Raw genomic sequence first — 19,377 nt, 5'->3', positions numbered from 1 at the left:
GTGAGGACAAGGCCGAGGAGGAAGAACATGCCTTCCGTCATCGACCGCATCATGCGGTTCGCCCGGAGCCCGCAGGGCCGCAAGGCGCGCGCCCGCGCGGAACGGCTCGCCCGGGACCCGCGCACCCAGGCGAAGATCCGAGGACTGCTGTCGCGCGGGCGCGGCGGCGGACGCCGCCGCTACTGACCCCCACCGAAATCGGACCCGTCCCCGCTCCGGGGGCGGGTCCGTTCCGTTTCGCGCTCCGGACGCGGCCGTGTTGCGCATTGGACGTAACTGCAACTCATTTGCAATAGTGGCCGTATGGCCGACTACACGCTTCCCGACCTGCCCTACGACTACGCCGCCCTGGAGCCGGCGATCACCGGCGAGATCCTGGAGCTGCACCACTCCAGGCACCACGCCGCCTACGTCAAGGGCGCCAACGACACGCTGGAGAAGCTCGCCGAGGCGCGCGAGAAGGAGCAGTACGGCGGGCTGGTCGGCCTGGAGAAGACGTTCGCGTTCAACCTCTCCGGCCACGTCCTGCACTCGATCTTCTGGGACAACCTGTCGCCGGACGGCGGCGACCGCCCGGACGGAGAACTGGCGGCGGCCGTCGACGAGCACTTCGGCACGTTCGAGGCGTTCCAGAAGCAGCTCACGGCGGCGACCTCCACCGTGCAGGGCTCCGGCTGGGGCGTCCTCGCGTGGGAGCCCCTCGGCGGGCGCCTCGTCGTCGAGCAGGTCTACGACCACCACGGCAACGTCGGCATGAACACGACGCCGCTGCTGGTGTTCGACGCCTGGGAGCACGCCTACTACCTGCAGTACCGCAACGTCCGCCCGGACTACGTGGAGAAGCTCTGGTCACTCGTGAACTGGACGGACGTCCAGGCCCGCTTCGACGCGGCCCGCAGCCGGCCCGAGAGCGCGGTGTCCTCCCGATAGACGGCGGCGTCCGCGCGGCGCCGCTGAGGGGCGGCGTTCACCAGGCCGGGATCGTGCTCAGAACCTTTCCTCGCGGCCCGGTGAACGCCGCTTCCGCCTTGCCGGACGCGGACGCCGAGGGTTGGGCACGCGCCCTCGCGCACCCGGGTGACATGGTGCACGGTCACCGTTGTGCCCGGGCGGTGCGGCGCCGCCGCGGCCCCGCCCCTAGTCTGCTCCTTATGACCGGCGAGTACCTGTACTGGGAGAACGTCCCCACGCGGTGGAAGGACAACGACGTCTACGGGCACGTCAACAACGTCGTCCACTACTCGATGATGGACACCGTCATCAACGAGTGGATGATCCGGACCGCCGGCTTCGACCCCGCGGCCTCCGACTCGATCGCGCTCTGCGTCGAGTCCCACTGCGAGTACAAGGCCGAGGTGGCGTTCCCCGACACGATCCGCGTCGGGCTCCGCGTCGGCAGGCTCGGCCGGTCCAGCGTCCGCTGGGAGATCGGCATGCTGCGCGGCTCGGACGGCGAGCTCATCGCCGAGGGCCACTTCGTCCACGTGTTCGTCGACCGCGGCACCCGCCGCCCGGTCGAGATCACCGGCGCCGTCCGCACCGAGATGCAGAAGCTGGTGGCGGCATGACCGCCACCCGCGCAGCCGTCCTCGTCGAGTCGGGACGCCCCGCCCCCTACGCCGCGTCCCGCCCCTTGGAGATCGCCGAACTCCGCCTCGACCCGCCCGGCCACGGCGAGCTCCTGGTCCGGATCGGCGCCGCGGGCCTCTGCCACTCCGACCTGTCCGTCATCAACGGGTCCCGGCCGCGCCCCCTGCCGATGGCGCTCGGGCACGAGGCCGCGGGCGAGGTCGTGGAGACCGGGCCGGGCACCGAGTTCGCGCCCGGCGACCACGTCGTGCTCGCGTTCGTCCCGGCGTGCGGGCACTGCGAGCGCTGCGTCGCCGGACGTCCCGCCCTCTGCGTGCCGGGCGCCCAGGCCAACGGCGCCGGGACCCTGCTCGGCGGCGGCAGGCGCTTCCGCGCCGCGGACGGAACGCGCCCGCACCACCACCTCGGCGTCTCGGCGTTCTCCGAGTACACCGTCGTCTCGTCCCGCTCCGCCGTGAAGATCGACCGCGACCTGCCCTTCGACGTCGCCGCGCTGTTCGGCTGCGCCGTCCTCACCGGCGCCGGCGCCGCCCTCCACAGCGCGGCCGTGTCGCCGGGCGACACCGTCGCCGTCTTCGGCCTCGGGGGCGTCGGGCTGTCCGCCGTCCTCGCCGCCAAGGCCGCCGGAGCCTCGACCGTCCTCGCCGTGGACGTCGTCGCCCCCAAGCGGGACCTCGCCGAGCGCCTCGGCGCCCGGCCCGTCGCGGGCGGTCCGGACGCCGTCGAGGCGATCCGCGACCTGACGTCCGGCGGCGCGGAGAAGGTGATCGACACGACGGGCGTCGTCGCCGTCCTCGAACAGGCCTACGCGGCCACGCGTCCCGGCGGCACGACCGTCACCGTCGGCCTCCCGGCCCCCGGCGCGCCCCTCACCCTGCCCGCCCTCAGCCTCGTCGCCGAGGAGCGGACCCTGCGCGGCAGCTACCTCGGCTCCTGCGTTCCCCGGCGGGACGTCCCCCGCTTCATCGCCCTGTACCGCGACGGCGCCCTCCCCGTGGACGCCCTCCTCAGCGGCCGTCTGCCCCTCGACGAGATCAACGCGGGCTTCGACCGCCTCCACACCGCCGAGGCCGTCCGCCAGCTCGTCACCTTCTCCTGAGAGGACCCCCTCAGGCGAGGACGTGGGTGGTGAGGAGCTGCTCGAAGTCGGCCTCGAAGGCCTCGTAGCGGGCGCGCAGATCGGGGCCCGGCCAGTCGGCGGGCAGCAGTGACGGCGGCAGGAGCGGGTCGTTGAGGAGGTGGCGCAGGATGGCCGCCGCGTAGGTGAAGCGCTCGGCGATCGCGGTCGCCCCGGCCAGGGCGGCGCGCAGGGCGTCGGCCTTGGCCGTCCAGGCGTCCAGGTCCCAGAGGGAGGCGGCCAGGGCCGCGGGGTCCTCCTCGGGGCGGCCCGTGAGGAAGGTGCACTGGCGGACGACGGGTTCGGGCCGCGGACGGGTCAGGTTCGCCGGGCGCAGCCAGGTGCCCTCCCGCAGTTCGGCGAGCCGCAGCGTCGACATGGCCTGGCGCAGCGCGGCGCGGTCGGCGGCGGGGCGGCGCTCGGCGGTGATGACGGCGATCTCCCAGGCGCCGTCCCACGGGCGGGTCGGGGGGAGGCGCGCCTCGTCCTGCCGGGCCTGGCGGGCGAGGAGGCGCTCGGTCAGGGCGTACGTCCCGCCGGACTGGACGAGGTCGCCGGCGGCGACCATGCGCGACAGGGCCACCCGGATCGTCCCCTCCGCGATGCCGAACAGGTCGCCGACGCGGACGAGGTAGCGGGCCGGGAGGCGGGGAGGGTGGACGCCCAGCAGCGTGCTCAGGACGACGGACCGAGCGGTGAGCGGGCGAATCTCCAGGCTGTCCATGGCTGGTGGTGACCCTACCGGGGAGGGAGGGTGGCCCCGTCCTCAGATTACACTCTTTCCGTCGCGTGAGCTGTAAGTGTAATGTTCGGGGCATGGCGTCCTACCTCATCGAATCGTTCGACCGGCTGCCGTTCGGGGGCGCGGAGAAGGCGCGCCGCTACGCCACCGAGCGCTACCGGGGCGCGGCCGGCCGCAACTGGTACGACTGCGACCCCACGCTGCGGTTCCTCATGCGCCGGCATCTGGGCGACGGTTTCGGCTGGGCCGAGCCCCGGCTCAGGGAGATGGGCGCGCTGATGGGCGGCCCGGTCGCCGAACGGGCCGAGGAGACGGACCGCAACCCGCCGCGCCTGGAGAAGTACGACCGGTGGGGACGCGACATCAGCGAGGTCGTCATGCCGCCCTCGTTCGAGGCGGCGCGCCGGGACATCGTGGCGACGTCCTTCACCCGGCCCGACTTCGTGGCCGAGGCGAAGCGCGCCGGGGCCGACCCCGCGCCGATGGGCGTCGCCTGGAGCTACCTGCTCGACCAGGCCGACATCGGCATGGCGTGCGCGCTCGGCACCGGCGGCGACATGGTCGTGGGGCTGACGGAGATGTTCGCGCCGGACGACGTCAAGGCGCGGGTGCGGGAGCTGTTCGCGGCCGGGGAGATGTCCGGCGAGGCCGCGCAGATGCTCACCGAGCGGTCGGGCGGCTCGGACCTCGGCGCGCTGGAGTCGACCGCCTCCCGGGAGGGCGACGCCTGGCGCCTCAACGGCTTCAAGTGGTTCGCCTCCAACGCCAACGGCTCGGCCTTCGTCGTGCTGGCCAAGCCGGAAGGGGCCGTGGACGGTGTCCGGGGCATCGCGCCGTTCCTCGTCCTGCGGGAGCGGCGGGACGGTTCGCGCAACGGCGTCCGGATCCGGCGGCTCAAGGACAAGCTCGGCACGCGGTCGGTGGCGTCGGCCGAGATCGAGTTCACCGACGCGGAGGCGTTCCTGCTGGCCCCGGCGTCGAGCGCGGGCGAGGGCGGGGACGGCAGGGGCCTGGCCCGCATGATGGAGCTGACCAACGGCGCCCGGCTCGGCATCTCCATGATGGGCCTCGGCTGCGCGCGGCGGGCCCTCGTCGAGTCGCTCTGCTACACACGGGCGCGCGAGGCGTTCGGTGCGCCGCTGGGCGCGCAGCCGCTCATGCGCCGCAAGCTCGCCGAGCTGATCGTGGAGACCGAGGCCGTGCAGGCGCTCGTCTTCGACGGCTACCTGGGACGTCCCCGGCTGCGACTGGGGGCCGCGCTCATCAAGCTGCGGGCCGCCCGGCTGGGCGTGACGGCCGCGAGCGACGCCATCGAGATCCACGGCGGGAACGGCTACATCGAGCAGTGGCCGGTCGCGCGGATCCTGCGGGACGCGCAGGTCAACCCCATCTGGGAGGGCGGCGACAACATCCTGTGCCTGGACGTCCGCCGCGCCGTCGAGCGGCAGGACGCTCACGAGCCGTTCCTCGAACGGCTCGACCAGGCCGTCCGGCAGGCGCCCGGCGGGGACGACGAGACGGCCGCGCTGGTCGGGCACAGCATCGGGCATCTCCGCGAGGCCATAGAGAAGTGGCGCGGGCTCGACAGGAACGTGGCCGAAGCCCGCCTCTACCCGCTCGCCCAGTACATGGCCGACGTGTACGCGGCGGCGCTCCTGCTGGAGCAGGCCGGGTGGGAGCGCGCCGATTCCGGCGAGGACCGCAAGGCGCTGGTCGCGCGGCTCTACGCTCGGAGCCACCTCGCCGACCCCGGTCCGCTGCGGGGGATCGACGACCCGGCGGACGAGCTCGAACGCTTCGACGACCTGGCGGACGGCGCGTTCACCGACGACTAGGAGGCCGCGCGTGGCGGTACGGATCGAGCGGGACGGCCCGGTGACCACGGTGGTGATGTCCCGTCCGGCGACGCGCAACGCCGTGGACGGGCCGACGGCGCGCGAGCTGGCCGCCGCGTTCCGCGAGTTCGACGCGGACGACGGCGCGAGCGTCGCCGTCCTGTGGGGCGAGGGCGGGACGTTCTGCTCCGGCGCCGACCTCACCTCGGTCGGCACCGACCGCGGCCCGCGCCTCGACCCGCCCCCGGCCGACGGGCCCCTCGGCTGCACGCGGATGCGCCTGTCGAAGCCGGTCGTCGCGGCGGTCGCGGGCCATGCCGTCGCCGGGGGCCTGGAGCTGGCGCTGTGGTGCGATCTGCGTGTCGCGGAGGAGACGGCCACCTTCGGCGTCTACTGCCGGCGCTGGGGCGTTCCGCTCGTCGACGGGGGGACCGTCCGGCTCCCGCGGCTGATCGGCGCGAGCCGCGCCATGGACATGATCCTCACCGGGCGGTCGGTGGAGGGGCGGGAGGCGTTCGAGATCGGCCTCGCCAACCGGCTCGTCCCGCTGGGGAAGGCGCGGGAGGCGGCCGAGGAGCTTGCGGCCGAGCTGGCGCGGTTCCCGCAGACCTGCCTGCGCGGCGACCGGCTGTCGGCGCTGGAGGCGGAGGGCCTCCCCGAGGACGAGGCGATCGCCGCCGAGTACCGCCGCGGCCTCGGCTCCATGGAGGATGCCATCGAGGGCGCCGGACGGTTCGCGAGCGGTCGCGGACGGCACGGCGACTTCGGCGACATCTGAGCCCTGCGGCGCGTCCGGCTTCCCGGCGTCCGAGCCCGCCGACATGGCTCCGAAGGTCGTTGACCGAACGCAATTCGGGACCGTAGGTTCCTGAGGGGCGGCCGCCGTGACCGAGGAGAGCGAAAGCGATGACGCTGACCGTGGAGGAGGCGGGCCTCGCGCTCGCCGACCCGAAGGCCTACGCCGACGACCGGCGGTTCCATGAGTCCCTCGCGCTGCTCCGCCGCGAGTCCCCGGTGCACCGGGTGGAGGCCCCCGGCTACACGCCCTTCTGGGGGATCACCAAGCACGAGGACGTCCTGGAGATCGAGCGCAACCACCGGCTGTTCCTCAACGCCCCGCGCCCGGTGCTCGGCACCGCCGAGTTCGACGCGCTGAACCGGCAGCGCGCGGAGCAGGGCATCGCGCTGCGCACGCTCGTCCACATGGACGACCCCGACCACCGGGTGATCCGGGCGATCGGCGCGGACTGGTTCCGGCCGCGCGCGATGCGGGCCCTGGAGCCGCGCGTCCGCGAGCTGGCCAAGCGGTACGTCGACCGGATGGTGGAGCTCGGCGGCGAGTGCGACTTCGCGCGCGAGGTCGCCGTCCACTTCCCGCTGTACGTGATCCTCTCGCTGCTCGGCCTGCCGGAGAGCGACTTCGACCGCATGCTGAAGCTCACGCAGGAGCTGTTCGGCGGCGACGACGCCGAGTTCCAGCGGGGCACGACGAACGAGGAGAAGCTCCAGGTCCTGCTCGACTTCTTCGCCTACTTCCAGGGCCTGACGGAGGAGCGCCGCAAGCACCCCACCGACGACCTCGCCTCCGCCATCGCGAACGCGCGCGTCGACGGCGAGCCGCTCAACGACTTCGACACCGCGTCCTACTACGTGATCGTCGCGACGGCCGGGCACGACACCACCAGCGCGACGATCGCCGGCGGCCTGCACGCGCTCATCGAGCACCCCGACCAGATCGAGCGGCTCCGCGAGAAGCCGGAGCTGATGCCGCTCGCCGTGGACGAGATGATCCGCTGGGTCACGCCGGTCAAGGAGTTCATGCGCACCGCCACCGAGGACTACGACCTGCGCGGCGTCACGATCCGCCAGGGCGAGGCGGTGCTGCTGTCCTACCCGTCCGCGAACCGGGACGAGGAGGTCTTCGACGACCCGTTCCGCTTCGACGTCGGCCGCGACCCGAACAAGCACCTGGCGTTCGGCTTCGGCGTCCACTACTGCCTGGGCGCGGCGCTGGCCCGCATCGAGGTCCGCGCCTTCTTCGAGGAGCTGCTGCCCCGCCTCGGCTCGATCGAGCTCGCCGGGCCGCCGGAGGGCATCGCCACCACCTTCGTCGGCGGCCTCAAGCGCCTCCCCGTCCGCTACTCCCTCGCCTAAGGAACCGCCGGTGCAGATCGAAGCCGCGGTGCTGCGCGCCGCAGACGCCCCCTACACGATCGAGTCGCTCGACCTCGCCGACCCCGGGCCCGGCGAGGTCCTCGTCAGGGTCGCGGGCGCGGGGATGTGCCACACCGACATGCTCGGACGCGTCCCCGGAGACCTCGTCGCGAAGCCGGTCGTCCTCGGGCACGAGGGCTCCGGCGTGGTCGAGGCGGTCGGGCCCGGCGTCACCGGCCTCACCGTCGGCGACCACGTGGTCATGTCGTTCGACTCGTGCGGGGAGTGCGCCAACTGCCGCGCCGCCAAGCCCGGCGCCTGCCCGCAGATGACCGCGCTCAACATGCTCGCGATGCCGCTGGACGGGACGCCCCGCGCCACCGGCCCCGGCGGCGAGCCCGTCCACACGCGCTGGTTCGGGCAGTCGTCGTTCGCGAGCCACGCCCTCGGGACCGTCCGCAACGTCGTCCCGGTCACCAAGGACGTCCCCCTCGACGTGCTCGGGCCGCTCGGCTGCGGCGTGCAGACCGGCGCCGCCTCCGTGCTGGTGTCGCTCGGCGTCCGCGCGGGCGACAGCATCGCGGTCTTCGGCGCGGGCGCGGTCGGGCTGGCCGCCGTGATGGCCGCGCGGATCGCGGGCGCCTCCACGATCGTCGCCGTCGACCTGCACGAGTCCCGGCTCGACCTGGCCCGCGAGCTCGGCGCCACCCACGTGATCGACGGGGCGGACGACGACATCGCCGGGCAGATCCGGGCGATCTCCGGCGGTGAGGGCGTGCAGTACTCGTTCGACTCCACGGCCGTCCCCGAGGTCGTCTCGACGGCGGTCGCCTCGCTGCGCACCACCGGCGTCTGCGGCCTGGTCGGCGTCGGCGCCGCCGAGTACCGGCTGGACGCCAACCTGCTGCTCATGGGGCGGACGGTCAAGGGCATCATCGAGGGCGACGCCGTCCCGCACACGTTCATCCCGCGGATGATCGAGATGTGGCGGCAGGGCCGCTTCCCGTTCGACCGGCTGGTCACCACCTACCCGCTCGCCCAGATCAACGAGGCGGAGGCCGACACGACGTCCGGCAAGGTCGTCAAGCCCGTCCTGATCCCGTGAGCCCTGGCCCCGGGTCCTCGAACCAGGAGGCGCTCTCGGCGTCCGCCGGGTAGTACGACTCGACGGCGACCTCGTCCAGGGTGATGTCCAGGGGAGTGCCGAACGTGGTGATGGTGGAGAACAGCCGCAGCTCCCGCCCCCCGAACCGGACGATCATCTGGATCATGACGTCGGCGTCCGAGGGCGCGTCCTCGGGCCCGGGTTCCAGCAGTTCCTCGTAGAGGGCCGCGAGCCCGGGGTCGGGCGCGGCCGCGAGCTGGCGCCCGACCCGCGACCGGAACACCGCGCGCACGTCGGCCAGGTTGACGACCAGGCGGGCGAGCCCGCGCGGGTCCAGGCCGAGCCGCAGCAGGTTGACGGGCGGCCGGAGCAGCTCGGGGTCGACCTCCGCGAGGAACGGCCCGACGGCGCGGTTGGTCATGACGATGTTCCAGCGGCGGTCGAACGCCAGCGCCGGATACGGCTCGTGCGCGCGGAGCACCCGCTCGACCGCGTTCCGGGCGGCGGACAGCGCGTCGTCGTCGAGGGGCCGTTCGGCGTACCGGGGGGCGAAGCCGGCCGCGAGCAGCAGCCGGTTGCGGTCGCGCAGCGGCACGTCGAGATGGTCCGCGAGCCGCAGCACCATGGCGGCGCTCGGGTTGGACCTGCCCGTCTCGACGAGGCTGACGTGCCGTGCCGAGACGTCGGCCGCGATCGCGAGGTCGAGCTGGCTGAGCCGCCGGCGATGCCGCCACTGCCGCAGGAGCTCCCCGATCGTGTCCACGGTCGTCGAGAGTACTCAGAACGCGGCAGGACGCCATGAAATGGGACTTCATCGACAGTCGGCAGTGGCCGCCGGAACATTGCGTCCATGACGAACAAGGAAATCGTTCAGCGGGCCCTTTCCGAGCTGCTCACCACGGGCGGCACCGACGGGCTCCGGCCGCTGCTCCGTGAGGACTTCGCGCACCACCGGCCGGACGCCTCCTCCACCAAGGACGAATGGCTCGCCGCCGTTCAGGCGGCGCTCACCCCGCTCGCCGGCATGCAGGTCGAGATCCGCCACCTCCTGGCCGACGGAGACCACGTGGTCCTCCACACGCGGCGGCGGGTCCCGGACGGGCCAGAGATCGCGGTCGTCGACATCTGGCGGATCGACGACGGCCTGATCGCCGAGGCCTGGGAGATCATCGAACCGGTGGCCCAGGCGGCCGCCAACCTCACCTGGTGGAACCCCGCCGCGGTCTGACCGGGGCTAGACGACGCGGTGGAGGAGGCCGTCGCCGCGCGCGAGGCGGCGGCAGTTCTCCGCGGCGACCGCGAAGTAGCGGGCCCACGTCTCGCGGGTCAGCCACGCCACGTGCGGCATGACGACCACTGTGTCGAGAGCCAGCAGCGGGTTTCCCGCGTCCACGGGCTCCTTCTCGAAGACGTCCAGCCCCGCGCCGCCCAGGTGCCCCGACGCCAGCGCCGCCACCAGCGCCGCCTCGTCGATCACCGCGCCGCGCGCGGTGTTCACCACGATCGCGCCCTCCGGCAGGAGCGCGAGCCTTTCGGCGTCGAGCAGGTGACGGGTCTCGTCCGTCAAGGGGACGTGCACCGAGACGATGTCGCTGGCGCCCAGCAGATCGTCCAGCTCCCGCCAGGCCGGGTCGTCGTGCCGGGGACGCCGGGTCGTGTAGAGGACGGTCGCCCCGATCGCCTCCAGCATCCCGCGCAGCAGGGTCGCGATCTCGCCGCCGCCGAGGAGCCCGACCGTCCGTCCGGCCAGCTCGCCGCCCACCAGGGACCGGTCGGCGGGCCACCCCTCCCCGCGCCGCGTCCGCGCGTCGAACGGCACGATCCGCCGCAGCGCCGCCAGCATCAGCAGCAGCGACGTCTCCGCGACGGCCTGCGCGTTGCGGCCCGGCATGTTCGCGACCGCGATCCCGCGCTCGGCCGCGGCGTCCAGGTCGATGGTGTTCACGCCCGTGCCGAGCTTCTGGATCAGCCTCAGCTTCGGCGCCCGGTCCATGTCGGCGGCCGTCACCGGGCGCAGCACGTGCCAGAGCACCTCGGTGTCCGGCAGCAGCCCGGCGAACCGCGCATCGTCCTGCTCCGAGCAGCTCACGATGTCGAGACCGGGCTCCTCGTGGTCCATGTCGTAGTGCAGCAGCACCCGCACGCCGTCCCCCTTCCCTCGCCGCGACCCCGGCGTCACCACCCGGCGTCCCCCGCGATTATCGTGCGAATGGTGAGCAGGAGTGGGATCGAAAGCGCCGTACCGGCGGAACTGCCGATCGTGCAGGCCCCGATGGCGGGCGGACCGTCGACGCCGGAGCTGGCCGCCGCCGTCTCGAACGCGGGCGGCCTCGGCTTCCTCGCCGCCGGCTACAAGACGACCGAGGCCATGCGCGCCGACATCGCCGCCACGCGCGAGCTGACGTCCCGCCCCTTCGGGATGAATGTCTTCATGCCGTCCCTGGACGAGATCGACCCGGCCGCCGTCGCCGCGTACCGCGATCTCCTCGCCCCCGAGGCCGCCCGCCTCGGCGTGGAGCCGGGCACTCCGGGCGCCCGCGACGACGCCTACGACGCGAAGATCGCCGACCTGGTGTCCGACCCGCCCGCGGTCGTCAGCTTCACGTTCGGCTGCCCCGGCCCGGACGTCATCCGCGCCCTCAAGGACCGCGGCGCCGCCGTCGTCGTCACCGTGACCTCCGCGGACGAGGCCCGCCAGGCGTCCGGCGCCGACGCGCTCTGCCTCCAGGGCTCCGAGGCCGGGGGCCACCGGGGCTCGTTCGCCAACACCCTCGACGAGCCGCTGCCGCTGCGCGCGCTGCTCCGGGCCGTCCGCGAGATCACCCGGCAGCGCCTCATCGCCGCCGGGGGCCTCGCCACCGCCGCCGACGTCGCCGAGATCCTCTCCCTCGGCGCCGCCGCCGCCCAGCTCGGGACGGCGTTCCTGCGCTGCCCGGAGAGCGGCGCCAGCGCCGTCCACAAGGCCGCCCTCACCGATCCCCGCTTCACCTCGACCGCGATGACCAGGGCGTTCAGCGGACGTCCCGCGCGCGGCCTGATCAACCGCTTCCTCACCGAGCACTCGGGGGACGCCCCCGCCGCCTACCCGGACGTCCACTACGTGACGGCGCCGCTGCGCCGGGCGTCCGCGGCCCAGGGCGACCCGGACAGCGTCAACCTCTGGGCGGGCGAGTCGTTCCGAGAGACGACCGAAACCCCCGCCGCCGCCCTGGTGGGCTCCCTCGCCCCCGCCTGATGCCCGACCTCGCGATCCTCATCGGTCTGCAGGCGTCCGGCAAGACGACGTTCTACCGCCAGTGCCTCTCCGCCACCCACGTGCACGTGAGCAAGGACCTTTTCCCGAGGTCGGCCCGCCGCAAGCAGGCCCGGCAGCTCCGCCTCATCGCCGAGGCCCTCGAATCGGGCCGGTCCGTCGCCGTCGACAACACCAACCCGTCCCCGGAGGAGTGGGAGCCGCTCATCGCCCTCGGCCGCCGCCACGACGCCCGCGTCACCGCCTACTGGTTCCCGCCCGACGTCGCCGCGTCGAGGGACCGCAACGCGGCCCGCCCGCCCGAATTGCAGGTGCCGGACGTCGGAATCCATGCCACGCTCCAGCGACTCCGCTGCCCGAGCCCCCGCGACGGCTTCGACGAGGTCCGCATCGTCGGCCACGGCGGCGACGGAGGGTTCGTCGTCACCCGCCCCGAGGAGCCCCTCGATGGAGGATCTTGAAGCGCGGATGCGCGCCCGCGAGTACTTCCTCGCCCCGACCGTCTGACTACGCCTCGGCGCCCCAGTCCCACAGGGCCTGGAGCACCGGTCCCAGGCGGCGGCCCTGCGGGGTGAGCGCGTACTGCGTGCGCGGCGGCCAGCCCGCCCTTCGCTCCCGTTCGAGCACGCCCGCCTCGGCGAGATGCGCCAGCCGGTCGGCCAGCACCTTGTCGGACAGGGCCGGGAGGGCCCGCCGCAGCTCGCTGTACGAGCGGTCGCCCCGCAGAAGCTCGCGGACCACCAGCGTCGTCCAGCGCCCGCGCAGCGCGTGCAGGGTGATCTCCACCGGGCAGGACGGCGTGGGCTCCGCCGTGTCCGCGCGCGGATCGTCCGGCAGCCCCGGATTGCTGACCGTTTGGTGAGTCACGAGAGCGCCTCCTAGCGTTTCGCGTCCCAGACCTGTCTACCTGGAAGGACGACGATGCGCCCATTGGCCGAACGCCCCGAGGACGTCCCGCACGTGTTCGCCGACCGCTTCAACGGCGGCGACCCGGCGGCGGTCGCCGAGGTCTACGAGGAGGGGGCGGTGTTCGTCCCCGAACCGGGCACCCCGCTGACCGGCGCCGACGCCCACGCCGCCAACGCCCGCTTCATGGCCCTCGGCCTGCCGATCAAGGTCGCCCCGCGCCACGTCTACTCCGCCGGCGACCTCGCCCTGCTGATCGTCGACTGGGTGATCGAAGGCGAGGCCCCCGAGGGCCCGGTCCGCATCGAGGGCACCGCCACCGACGTCGCCCGCCGGGGCCCGGACGGCCGCTGGCGCTACGTCCTCGACAACCCCTTCGGCACGGCCGCCTCCGGCGCGTAGGACGGACACGGTCAGCCGGCGCCCTTGATACAGCGCCCTGACCAGGCGGTCGTGCGCGGCGAAGTCTCCGGGAAGAATCATGAGGGGCGTGTCGACCGCCGCCCTCTCCCGAAAGGAGGCCGGTCAGAAAAGGCCGGGCATGTAGGGGGCGCCGTTCGCGCGGACTCCGCGCGCCACGGCCGTCGCCCTCGCCTCACCACGCGGATGCCCGGCCTGCCCGGCCCTGCGGAAGTACTCCTCGGCCCCGGCCATGTCGTCCTTGTGCTCGCAACGGACACCGAGGTTGAACAGGGAGTCCGGGTCACCCGCAGCCGCGCCCTTCTCCCACCACTCGTCGGCCTCCTCACGTCGGCCCTGGGAGTACAGATGGTTGGCGAGGGCGCTGAGCGCACGGCCGTCGCCCTTTTCTGCGGCGCGCCGCAGCCATTCCTCGGACTCCTCCGCCCGCCCCACCTCACCGAGCGCCAGACCGAGGTTGGTGATCGAATCGGCGTGCCCGGCCTCGGCCGCGATGCGGAACTGCTCGGCGGCTCCCCGCACATCACGGCGGCGGATGAGCAGGAGCCCGAGATTGTGCCGAGCGTCGACCTCGCCCGCCTCGGCCGCTCTGCGATACCAGCTCTCGGCCTCCTCGTCCCGTCCCTGGTCCGAGCAGAGGATGCCGAGGTTGAACTGCCCGACCCGATCGCCCGCGTCGGCCGCAGCGCGCCACCACCGCTCGGCCTCGCCCTCGTCCCGCTCCACGACCAGGATGCCGAGCTTCAGCATGGCGCCGACATGCCCCGCCTCGGCAGCCACCCTGAACAGCCGCTCGGCCTCCCGCACCCGCCCCTGCTCCTGAAGCGACTTCGCCTCCTGGAACTCGGCCTCTCCACTACCTGTCTCCACACCGTCCCCTTCCGTGATCACCCCGATCCGACCCTCCCGTCCCCAGAACGGTTCCCGCCGTTCGCTGGACGGGCGGGTTCGGCCGGGTCGGGGGTGAGGAGCGGCCCGAGAATCCTGGTTCCCTATAGGCTGCCGCGGAAGCGGCGTCCACCGTGCCCCACGCCAGTCGGGACCTTTGCCATGAACGACGACCAACGCGGCCTCTCGGAACGGGCGGCCGTGCTCATGCACGACTCCCTGGCTGGCTTGTCGGTCGGTGACGCGTTCGGTGACCAGTTCTTCCTGCATGCCAACCGGCACCTCACCGCCGCGGACCTCCCTTCACCCCCGTGGGAGTGGAGCGACGACACGGAGATGGCCTGCTCGGTCGTCGCCTGCCTGCGCCGTCACGGACGCATCGACCAGGACGCTCTCGCCGCCTCCTTCGCCGCACGCATGGACGTCGGCCGCCGCTACGGCGCCGGGGCCCTGGAACTCCTCGAACGCGTCCGTGACGGACACCCGTGGCGGACCGCCACGGCCGAGTCCTTCGGCGGGAACGGCTCCTTCGGCAACGGCGCCGCCATGCGTGTCGCACCCCTGGGCGCCTTCTACGGCGGCGACCCGGCGCGTGCCGCCGCGGAGGCCGCCCTCCAAGCCGAGATCACCCACGCCCACACCGAAGGGGTCGCAGGCGCCGTCGCGGTCGCCGTCGCCGCCTCCCTCGCCGCCTCCGGCACCGCTGAAGACCTGATCGAGGCGGCACTCGACCACGCCCCCGGGACCTACGTCCGACGGGGACTCCAACGCGCCCGCAGCCTCGAGAAGGCAACGGCCGAGCAAGCGGCGCAAGCCCTGGGCAACGGATCACGCATCACCGCCCAAGACACCGTGCCGTTCGCGCTCTGGGCATCCACCCGCCACCTGGACGACTACCCGGCCGGCGTCCGGGCCTGCGTCAGAGCGGGCGGCGACATGGACACCACCGCCGCGATCGTCGGCGGCATCATTGCCGCCAACACCGGGATCGACGGCATCCCGTCAGCCTGGCTCGAGAACCGCGAACCCCTCCCCGGATGGCTGGAGAACAGCCCACAAGCCTGACCCCCTCGGCTCAGTGCGCGTCGCGGAGGCTCCGCACGCAGGTCGCGGTGAGGGCGACGGCGTGGTCTTCGTCCCGGGACAGGTCTGCGAGGGTGCGGGACGCCGTGGGGCCCGGGATGTCCGCCAGCGCCTCTGGTCCGTCGCCGGCACGGCCGATCGCTGCCACTGACCTCGGCGGAGAGCGGTCGTGATCGTCATCCGACAAGACCCGTTCGATCCGTCTCCGCCGGCCACCGCGACGTCCGCATCGCGGGCGGCGGCGCGACGATCCTGGAGTATGTGAACGCCGGCCTGGTCGACGGGTTCTCGATCGCGCTCTCACCCGTGCTGTTCGGCTCCGGAGTCCGCCTGTTCGAGGGCGTGGACGCGGGCCGTGTGGCCCTGGAGCCGATCCGCACGGAGCACTCCCCGAGGGTGACCCACCTGACCTACGCCGTCCGGCAGCGGGAGGCGGACGGCGGACGCGAAACGAGCCTGACCGGCACGGGAGGCTAACGGTCGGTGCGGAGGGTCAGGATGTAGGTCGCGGTGAGGGCGACGGCGTGGTCTTCGTCCTGGGACAGGTCCGCGAGGGCGCGGGACGCCGTGGGGCCCGGAATGTCCGCCAGCGCCTGGGTCAGCCGTCGACGGGCGGACGAGTCGGCGGCGCCCTGGGCGAGGTGGTCGACGAGGCCGGTGGCGATCTGCTCCGCCAGCGCGGGACGGCTCGCCAGGGTGCTCAGGGCGTCGGCCGCGTCGACGTCGTTCGCCTCCTGGACGATCATGTCGATCAGCGTCGGGACGGCGTCCTCCACTCCCCGTGTCCCGAGTGCCCGAGCCGCATGCCTGCGAACCACGATGTCAGCGCTCGTGAGGGCCTCCCGCAGGAGTGCGGTCGCTCCGTCGCCCGGTATCTCGGCGATCGCCTGGACGGCCCGTCTCCGCACCTCGGCGGCCGGTGAGCCGAGGCCCTGCGCCAGCGGCGCCAGCGCGCTGTCGCCCGATCGCGCCAGAGCCCATCGAAGGGCTCCGGCGACGTTCGTGTCCGTCTCGCTCAAGGCCGCCTCGACCAGTGCCTCCACCGGTACTTCTTCGACCGAGGACAGGGCCGCGCGCTGGCGCTTCCCGGCGCTTTCCGACCCCAGCGCCTGGAGGAGCGCGACGGTCTGGAGGACGTCCTCCCAGTCGGCGGGTTCCGCGGCGTCGATCCGGCGGAGCCGCGTGAGCAGCTCCGTCTCGCGGGCGATGCGTTCCCGCGTCCGGTGGACGAGGTCGGCGACGAGCTCCGCGGGCGCGAAGCCGGGGTCGTCGAGCGCGCGCCCGACCTCACGCAGCGACAGCCCCAATGACCGCAGGCTCTCGATGTGGAAGATCCGCCGGATGTCCTCGCCGGAGTACTCGCGGTAACCGGCGCCGGTACGGCCCGTCGGCCGCACCAGGCCGAGCGACTCGTAGTGCCTGAGCATGCGGGCGCTGACCCCGGACCGCCGTGCCACATCCCCGATCAACACCGTCCGTCACTCCTCCTGTCGGGTCGCGCCGAGAGCCATGATGCGCTTCGCCTCCTCGATCGCGAACTCGAACCCGGCGTCCGGGTCGCGCAGCAGCCGTTCCGTGGCGATCGCGTGCGTGCGCACGCGCGGGTCGGGGCCCGCCTGGGCGGTGCGCAGCACCGGCACGATCACCTCGCCGAGCGCGATCAGCGCCCGGCTGAGGCTCTGCTGCATCGGACGCTCACCGCGCCCGAGCTGGGACGCCAGCACCGCCGCCAACGCGGGCCGCTCGTCTTCGGGCGCGAGCACGACCGCCGCTCGCCAGGCGCTCCGCGCCACCTCGCCGTCGGCGTCGGTCAGGAGCTCCCGCGTGATCGCCGGCCACGCCCGCGGGTCCCCGACCTTGGACAGCGTGTGCAGGGCCTGGCTTCGAGCCTGCGCGTGCTCCGAGCGGAGTTCTTCGACGAGCTTCGGAACCGTCGTCGAGGACGGGTGGCGGGTCAGCGCCCACGTGAGCATGTCGCGCACGAAGAACTCCGGTTCGACCGCGCACCGTTCGAGGAGCTTGTCGACGAACGCCGGGTCGGGGGCCGTGCCGACCGCCATCGCCGCGCGCAGCCGTACCGACGCGTCGCCGTTCTCCAGCCCCCGGATAGCCCGGACCGTATCCGGCATGGTCATCGGGACCACCTCCCTGGTCGCAGTGAAGAGCCTGTCACCGTGTCAAGGTCAAGCGCGTTCGCGACCGGACGGGGCCCCCTACGGTCTTCTTCACACGGCCGGCCGGTTTGAGTCGGGAGGCGGTGTGAAATAACAGCATCTGATTACTCTCGGGGGGAACTCGTGCGCACGCTGCTGAACGTCCTCTGGCTGGTCCTGGCGGGCTTCTGGATGGCGATGGGCTACGTGGTCGCCGGGTTGATCTGCTGCGTCCTCATCATCACGATCCCGTTCGGCATCGCCTCGTTCCGCATCGCGGGCTTCGCCCTGTGGCCGTTCGGCCGGACGACCGTCCCCAGGCGGGACGCGGGCGCGGGTTCGCTCATCGGGAACATCATCTGGATCGTCTTCGCGGGGTGGTGGCTGGCCCTCGGGCATCTCGTCACCGGCGTCCTGCTCTGCATCACGATCATCGGGATCCCGTTCGGCATCGCCAACTTCAAGCTGATCCCGATCTCGCTCACTCCGCTGGGGCAGGAGATCGTCCCGTCGGACCGCACCGCGATCTTCTGAACGACCCCCTTTTCGAGGGCTTCACGGGCCCGGGCGGGACGGTTACCCTCTAACTGGCGTCCACGCCGGTGGTATGTGCCTTGCTCTGGGAGAGTCCCGTCCCGGCGGGACTTGTTCGGCTCCTGCACCGGCTCCTCTGTGTCCCGCTCAGCCGAGGAGTCGTCCCCCGTGAAGCCCAAGCACGCGCACTTCGAGCGCAGACCCTCCAGACGCGCGGCCGGAGCCGCGCTGGCCTCCGCCGCCGCGGCGGCCGTCCTGTCGTTCGGCACGCTGGTCGCGGTCTCCGCGCCCTCGTCGGCCCAGCCCGCGTCCGCGATCGCCTGCACGTATCCGGCCTGGGCGGAGGGCACCTCCTACAAGGTCGGCGACAAGGTCGTCTACAGCGGCCGCGGCTACGAGGCGATCGTCGCCCACACCGCCTACCCCGGCGCGAACTGGAACCCCGCGTCCACCGCCACGCTCTGGCGCGAGCTGGGCACCTGCGACACGACGGAGCCGCCGACCACGCCACCGACCACGCCGCCCACGGACCCGCCGACCACCCCGCCGCCCGGCGGGGACGAGACCTGCGCGGTGAAGTCCAGGCCCGCCGGCAAGATCCTCCAGGGCTACTGGGAGAACTGGGACGGCGCGTCCAACGGCGTCCACCCGCCGTTCGGCTGGACGCCGATCGACAACCCGGTGATCAAGCAGCACGGCTACAACGTGATCAACGCGGCGTTCCCCGTCATCCGCTCGGACGGCACCGTCCTGTGGGAGGACGGCATGGACTCGACGGTGAAGGTCTCCACCCCCGCCCAGATGTGCGCGGCGAAGGCCGCGGGCGCGACCATCCTGATGTCGATCGGCGGCGCCGCCGCGGGCATCGACCTCAGCTCCAGCGCCGTCGCCGACCGGTTCGTCCAGACGGTCGTGCCGATCCTGAAGAAGTACAACTTCGACGGGATCGACATCGACATCGAGACGGGCCTGTCGGGCAGCGGGAACATCAACCAGCTGTCGGCGTCGCAGTCCAACCTGATCCGCATCATCGACGGCGTGCTCGGCCAGATGCCGTCCAAATTCGGGCTCACGATGGCCCCGGAGACCGCGTACGTGACCGGCGGAAGCGTCACCTACGGCTCGATCTGGGGCGCCTACCTGCCGATCGTCAAGAAGTACGCGGACAACGGCCGGCTGTGGTGGCTGAACATGCAGTACTACAACGGCAGCATGTACGGCTGCTCGGGCGACTCCTACTCCGCCGGGACGGTCGAGGGCTTCGTGAAGCAGACCGAGTGCCTGAACAACGGCCTCACCGTCCAGGGCACCACCATCAAGGTCCCGTACGACAAGCAGGCCCCGGGGCTGCCGGCGCAGCCGGGCGCGGGCGGCGGCTACATGTCGCCGAGCCTCGTCGGCCAGGCGTGGAACCGCTTCAACGGCCAGCTGAAAGGCCTGATGACCTGGTCGATCAACTGGGACGGGTCGAAGAGCTGGACGTTCGGCGACAACGTCCGCGGCCTCCAGGGGCGCTGACGGCGTGTTGGGTCCTGGACGACGCAACCCCGCACCTGCCCGAGCTGGTCGGGCTTCTGGCGCGGCACCTCGGCGTCCG

At 72.8% G+C, this 19,377-nt stretch carries 23 protein-coding genes; 16 read left to right on the top strand and 7 right to left on the bottom strand.

Features of this window, described 5'->3' with window-relative positions; all coding sequences use genetic code 11:
• Positions 1-27 precede the first annotated feature (27 nt).
• From AB0K37_RS21450 to AB0K37_RS21435, 4 genes are all read left to right on the top strand, one after another.
• Positions 28-186, top strand: coding sequence for a hypothetical protein (locus tag AB0K37_RS21450; protein ID WP_363983720.1), 159 nt, complete (start codon positions 28-30; stop codon positions 184-186).
• A gap of 117 nt (positions 187-303) precedes the next feature.
• A complete protein-coding gene (locus AB0K37_RS21445) occupies positions 304-930 on the top strand; it encodes a superoxide dismutase (RefSeq protein WP_363983718.1) in 627 nt (208 codons plus the stop codon).
• A gap of 221 nt (positions 931-1,151) precedes the next feature.
• Positions 1,152-1,568 carry a thioesterase family protein gene (locus AB0K37_RS21440; protein ID WP_363983716.1) on the top strand — a complete coding sequence of 139 codons (417 nt, stop codon included), beginning with the start codon at positions 1,152-1,154 and terminating at the stop codon, positions 1,566-1,568.
• On the top strand, positions 1,565-2,689 hold the full coding sequence (locus tag AB0K37_RS21435) for a zinc-dependent alcohol dehydrogenase family protein (RefSeq protein WP_363983714.1): 1,125 nt from the start codon (positions 1,565-1,567) through the stop codon (positions 2,687-2,689). Before AB0K37_RS21440 ends, AB0K37_RS21435 begins: the two co-directional genes overlap by 4 nt.
• A 10-nt stretch (positions 2,690-2,699) precedes the next feature.
• On the opposite strand, the gene AB0K37_RS21430 is transcribed toward AB0K37_RS21435, so the two are convergent.
• Positions 2,700-3,431: a PaaX family transcriptional regulator C-terminal domain-containing protein gene (locus tag AB0K37_RS21430; protein WP_363983712.1), complete on the bottom strand. Its 732-nt coding sequence runs from the start codon at positions 3,429-3,431 to the stop codon at positions 2,700-2,702.
• A 92-nt stretch (positions 3,432-3,523) separates the two neighbouring features.
• Between AB0K37_RS21430 and AB0K37_RS21425 the strand changes: the two genes are divergently transcribed.
• The 4 genes from AB0K37_RS21425 to AB0K37_RS21410 all read left to right on the top strand — a co-directional run bounded on the left by AB0K37_RS21425 (position 3,524) and on the right by AB0K37_RS21410 (position 8,543).
• Complete coding sequence (locus AB0K37_RS21425; RefSeq protein ID WP_363983710.1) at positions 3,524-5,284, top strand: acyl-CoA dehydrogenase family protein; 1,761 nt, start codon at positions 3,524-3,526, stop codon at positions 5,282-5,284.
• Between the two features lie 10 nt (positions 5,285-5,294).
• Complete coding sequence (locus tag AB0K37_RS21420) at positions 5,295-6,062, top strand: crotonase/enoyl-CoA hydratase family protein (RefSeq protein ID WP_363983708.1); 768 nt, start codon at positions 5,295-5,297, stop codon at positions 6,060-6,062.
• A gap of 128 nt (positions 6,063-6,190) precedes the next feature.
• Positions 6,191-7,438 carry a cytochrome P450 gene (locus tag AB0K37_RS21415; RefSeq protein ID WP_363983706.1) on the top strand — a complete coding sequence of 416 codons (1,248 nt, stop codon included), beginning with the start codon at positions 6,191-6,193 and terminating at the stop codon, positions 7,436-7,438.
• Positions 7,439-7,448: 10 nt separating this feature from the next.
• Positions 7,449-8,543, top strand: coding sequence for an NAD(P)-dependent alcohol dehydrogenase (locus AB0K37_RS21410; RefSeq protein WP_363983704.1), 1,095 nt, complete (start codon positions 7,449-7,451; stop codon positions 8,541-8,543).
• On the opposite strand, the gene AB0K37_RS21405 is transcribed toward AB0K37_RS21410, so the two are convergent.
• On the bottom strand, positions 8,521-9,306 hold the full coding sequence (locus AB0K37_RS21405; RefSeq protein WP_363983702.1) for a helix-turn-helix transcriptional regulator: 786 nt from the start codon (positions 9,304-9,306) through the stop codon (positions 8,521-8,523). The two genes, AB0K37_RS21410 and AB0K37_RS21405, sit on opposite strands and share 23 nt — an antisense overlap.
• Before the next feature lie 87 nt (positions 9,307-9,393).
• Here AB0K37_RS21405 and AB0K37_RS21400 point away from each other — a divergent pair, with 87 nt between their 5' ends.
• Entirely contained in the window at positions 9,394-9,771 is a 378-nt protein-coding gene (locus AB0K37_RS21400; protein WP_363983700.1) for a nuclear transport factor 2 family protein, read from the top strand.
• Between the two features lie 6 nt (positions 9,772-9,777).
• On the opposite strand, the gene AB0K37_RS21395 is transcribed toward AB0K37_RS21400, so the two are convergent.
• Entirely contained in the window at positions 9,778-10,686 is a 909-nt protein-coding gene (locus AB0K37_RS21395; protein WP_363983698.1) for an NAD(P)-dependent oxidoreductase, read from the bottom strand.
• A 66-nt stretch (positions 10,687-10,752) separates the two neighbouring features.
• Between AB0K37_RS21395 and AB0K37_RS21390 the strand changes: the two genes are divergently transcribed.
• Complete coding sequence (locus AB0K37_RS21390; RefSeq protein WP_363983697.1) at positions 10,753-11,778, top strand: nitronate monooxygenase; 1,026 nt, start codon at positions 10,753-10,755, stop codon at positions 11,776-11,778.
• Positions 11,778-12,257, top strand: coding sequence for an ATP-binding protein (locus AB0K37_RS21385; RefSeq protein WP_363983695.1), 480 nt, complete (start codon positions 11,778-11,780; stop codon positions 12,255-12,257). Before AB0K37_RS21390 ends, AB0K37_RS21385 begins: the two co-directional genes overlap by 1 nt.
• A gap of 46 nt (positions 12,258-12,303) precedes the next feature.
• Here AB0K37_RS21385 and AB0K37_RS21380 read toward each other — a convergent pair whose 3' ends face one another.
• Positions 12,304-12,663: a helix-turn-helix domain-containing protein gene (locus AB0K37_RS21380; protein WP_363983693.1), complete on the bottom strand. Its 360-nt coding sequence runs from the start codon at positions 12,661-12,663 to the stop codon at positions 12,304-12,306.
• 54 nt (positions 12,664-12,717) lie between these two features.
• Between AB0K37_RS21380 and AB0K37_RS21375 the strand changes: the two genes are divergently transcribed.
• The gene (locus AB0K37_RS21375; protein ID WP_363983691.1) at positions 12,718-13,104 is read left to right on the top strand and encodes a DUF4440 domain-containing protein; all 387 of its coding nucleotides are present in this window, start codon (positions 12,718-12,720) and stop codon (positions 13,102-13,104) included.
• A 123-nt stretch (positions 13,105-13,227) separates the two neighbouring features.
• On the opposite strand, the gene AB0K37_RS21370 is transcribed toward AB0K37_RS21375, so the two are convergent.
• On the bottom strand, positions 13,228-14,013 hold the full coding sequence (locus AB0K37_RS21370) for a tetratricopeptide repeat protein (RefSeq protein WP_363983689.1): 786 nt from the start codon (positions 14,011-14,013) through the stop codon (positions 13,228-13,230).
• A 159-nt stretch (positions 14,014-14,172) separates the two neighbouring features.
• On the opposite strand from AB0K37_RS21370, the gene AB0K37_RS21365 reads away from it, so the two are divergent.
• Together AB0K37_RS21365 and AB0K37_RS21360 are read left to right on the top strand one after the other, a co-directional pair.
• On the top strand, positions 14,173-15,075 hold the full coding sequence (locus AB0K37_RS21365; RefSeq protein WP_363983687.1) for an ADP-ribosylglycohydrolase family protein: 903 nt from the start codon (positions 14,173-14,175) through the stop codon (positions 15,073-15,075).
• Positions 15,076-15,159: 84 nt separating this feature from the next.
• Positions 15,160-15,570: a dihydrofolate reductase family protein gene (locus AB0K37_RS21360; RefSeq protein ID WP_363983749.1), complete on the top strand. Its 411-nt coding sequence runs from the start codon at positions 15,160-15,162 to the stop codon at positions 15,568-15,570.
• Here the strand turns inward: AB0K37_RS21360 and AB0K37_RS21355 are convergent.
• Positions 15,567-16,565: a HEAT repeat domain-containing protein gene (locus AB0K37_RS21355; RefSeq protein WP_363983685.1), complete on the bottom strand. Its 999-nt coding sequence runs from the start codon at positions 16,563-16,565 to the stop codon at positions 15,567-15,569. The two genes, AB0K37_RS21360 and AB0K37_RS21355, sit on opposite strands and share 4 nt — an antisense overlap.
• A gap of 6 nt (positions 16,566-16,571) precedes the next feature.
• On the bottom strand, positions 16,572-17,228 hold the full coding sequence (locus tag AB0K37_RS21350; protein WP_363983683.1) for a HEAT repeat domain-containing protein: 657 nt from the start codon (positions 17,226-17,228) through the stop codon (positions 16,572-16,574).
• Between the two features lie 162 nt (positions 17,229-17,390).
• Here AB0K37_RS21350 and AB0K37_RS21345 point away from each other — a divergent pair, with 162 nt between their 5' ends.
• Together AB0K37_RS21345 and AB0K37_RS21340 are read left to right on the top strand one after the other, a co-directional pair.
• Positions 17,391-17,780: a YccF domain-containing protein gene (locus tag AB0K37_RS21345; protein WP_363983681.1), complete on the top strand. Its 390-nt coding sequence runs from the start codon at positions 17,391-17,393 to the stop codon at positions 17,778-17,780.
• Between the two features lie 168 nt (positions 17,781-17,948).
• The gene (locus AB0K37_RS21340; protein ID WP_363983679.1) at positions 17,949-19,298 is read left to right on the top strand and encodes a glycosyl hydrolase family 18 protein; all 1,350 of its coding nucleotides are present in this window, start codon (positions 17,949-17,951) and stop codon (positions 19,296-19,298) included.
• The last annotated feature ends 79 nt before the right edge of the window (positions 19,299-19,377 follow it).

The sequence above is a fragment of the Actinomadura sp. NPDC049753 genome (genome assembly GCF_040674655.1).
In the GTDB taxonomy this organism is placed as follows: Bacteria; Actinomycetota; Actinomycetes; order Streptosporangiales; family Streptosporangiaceae; genus Spirillospora; species Spirillospora verrucosospora.
This window is presented reverse-complemented; position numbering and strand designations above follow the sequence as displayed.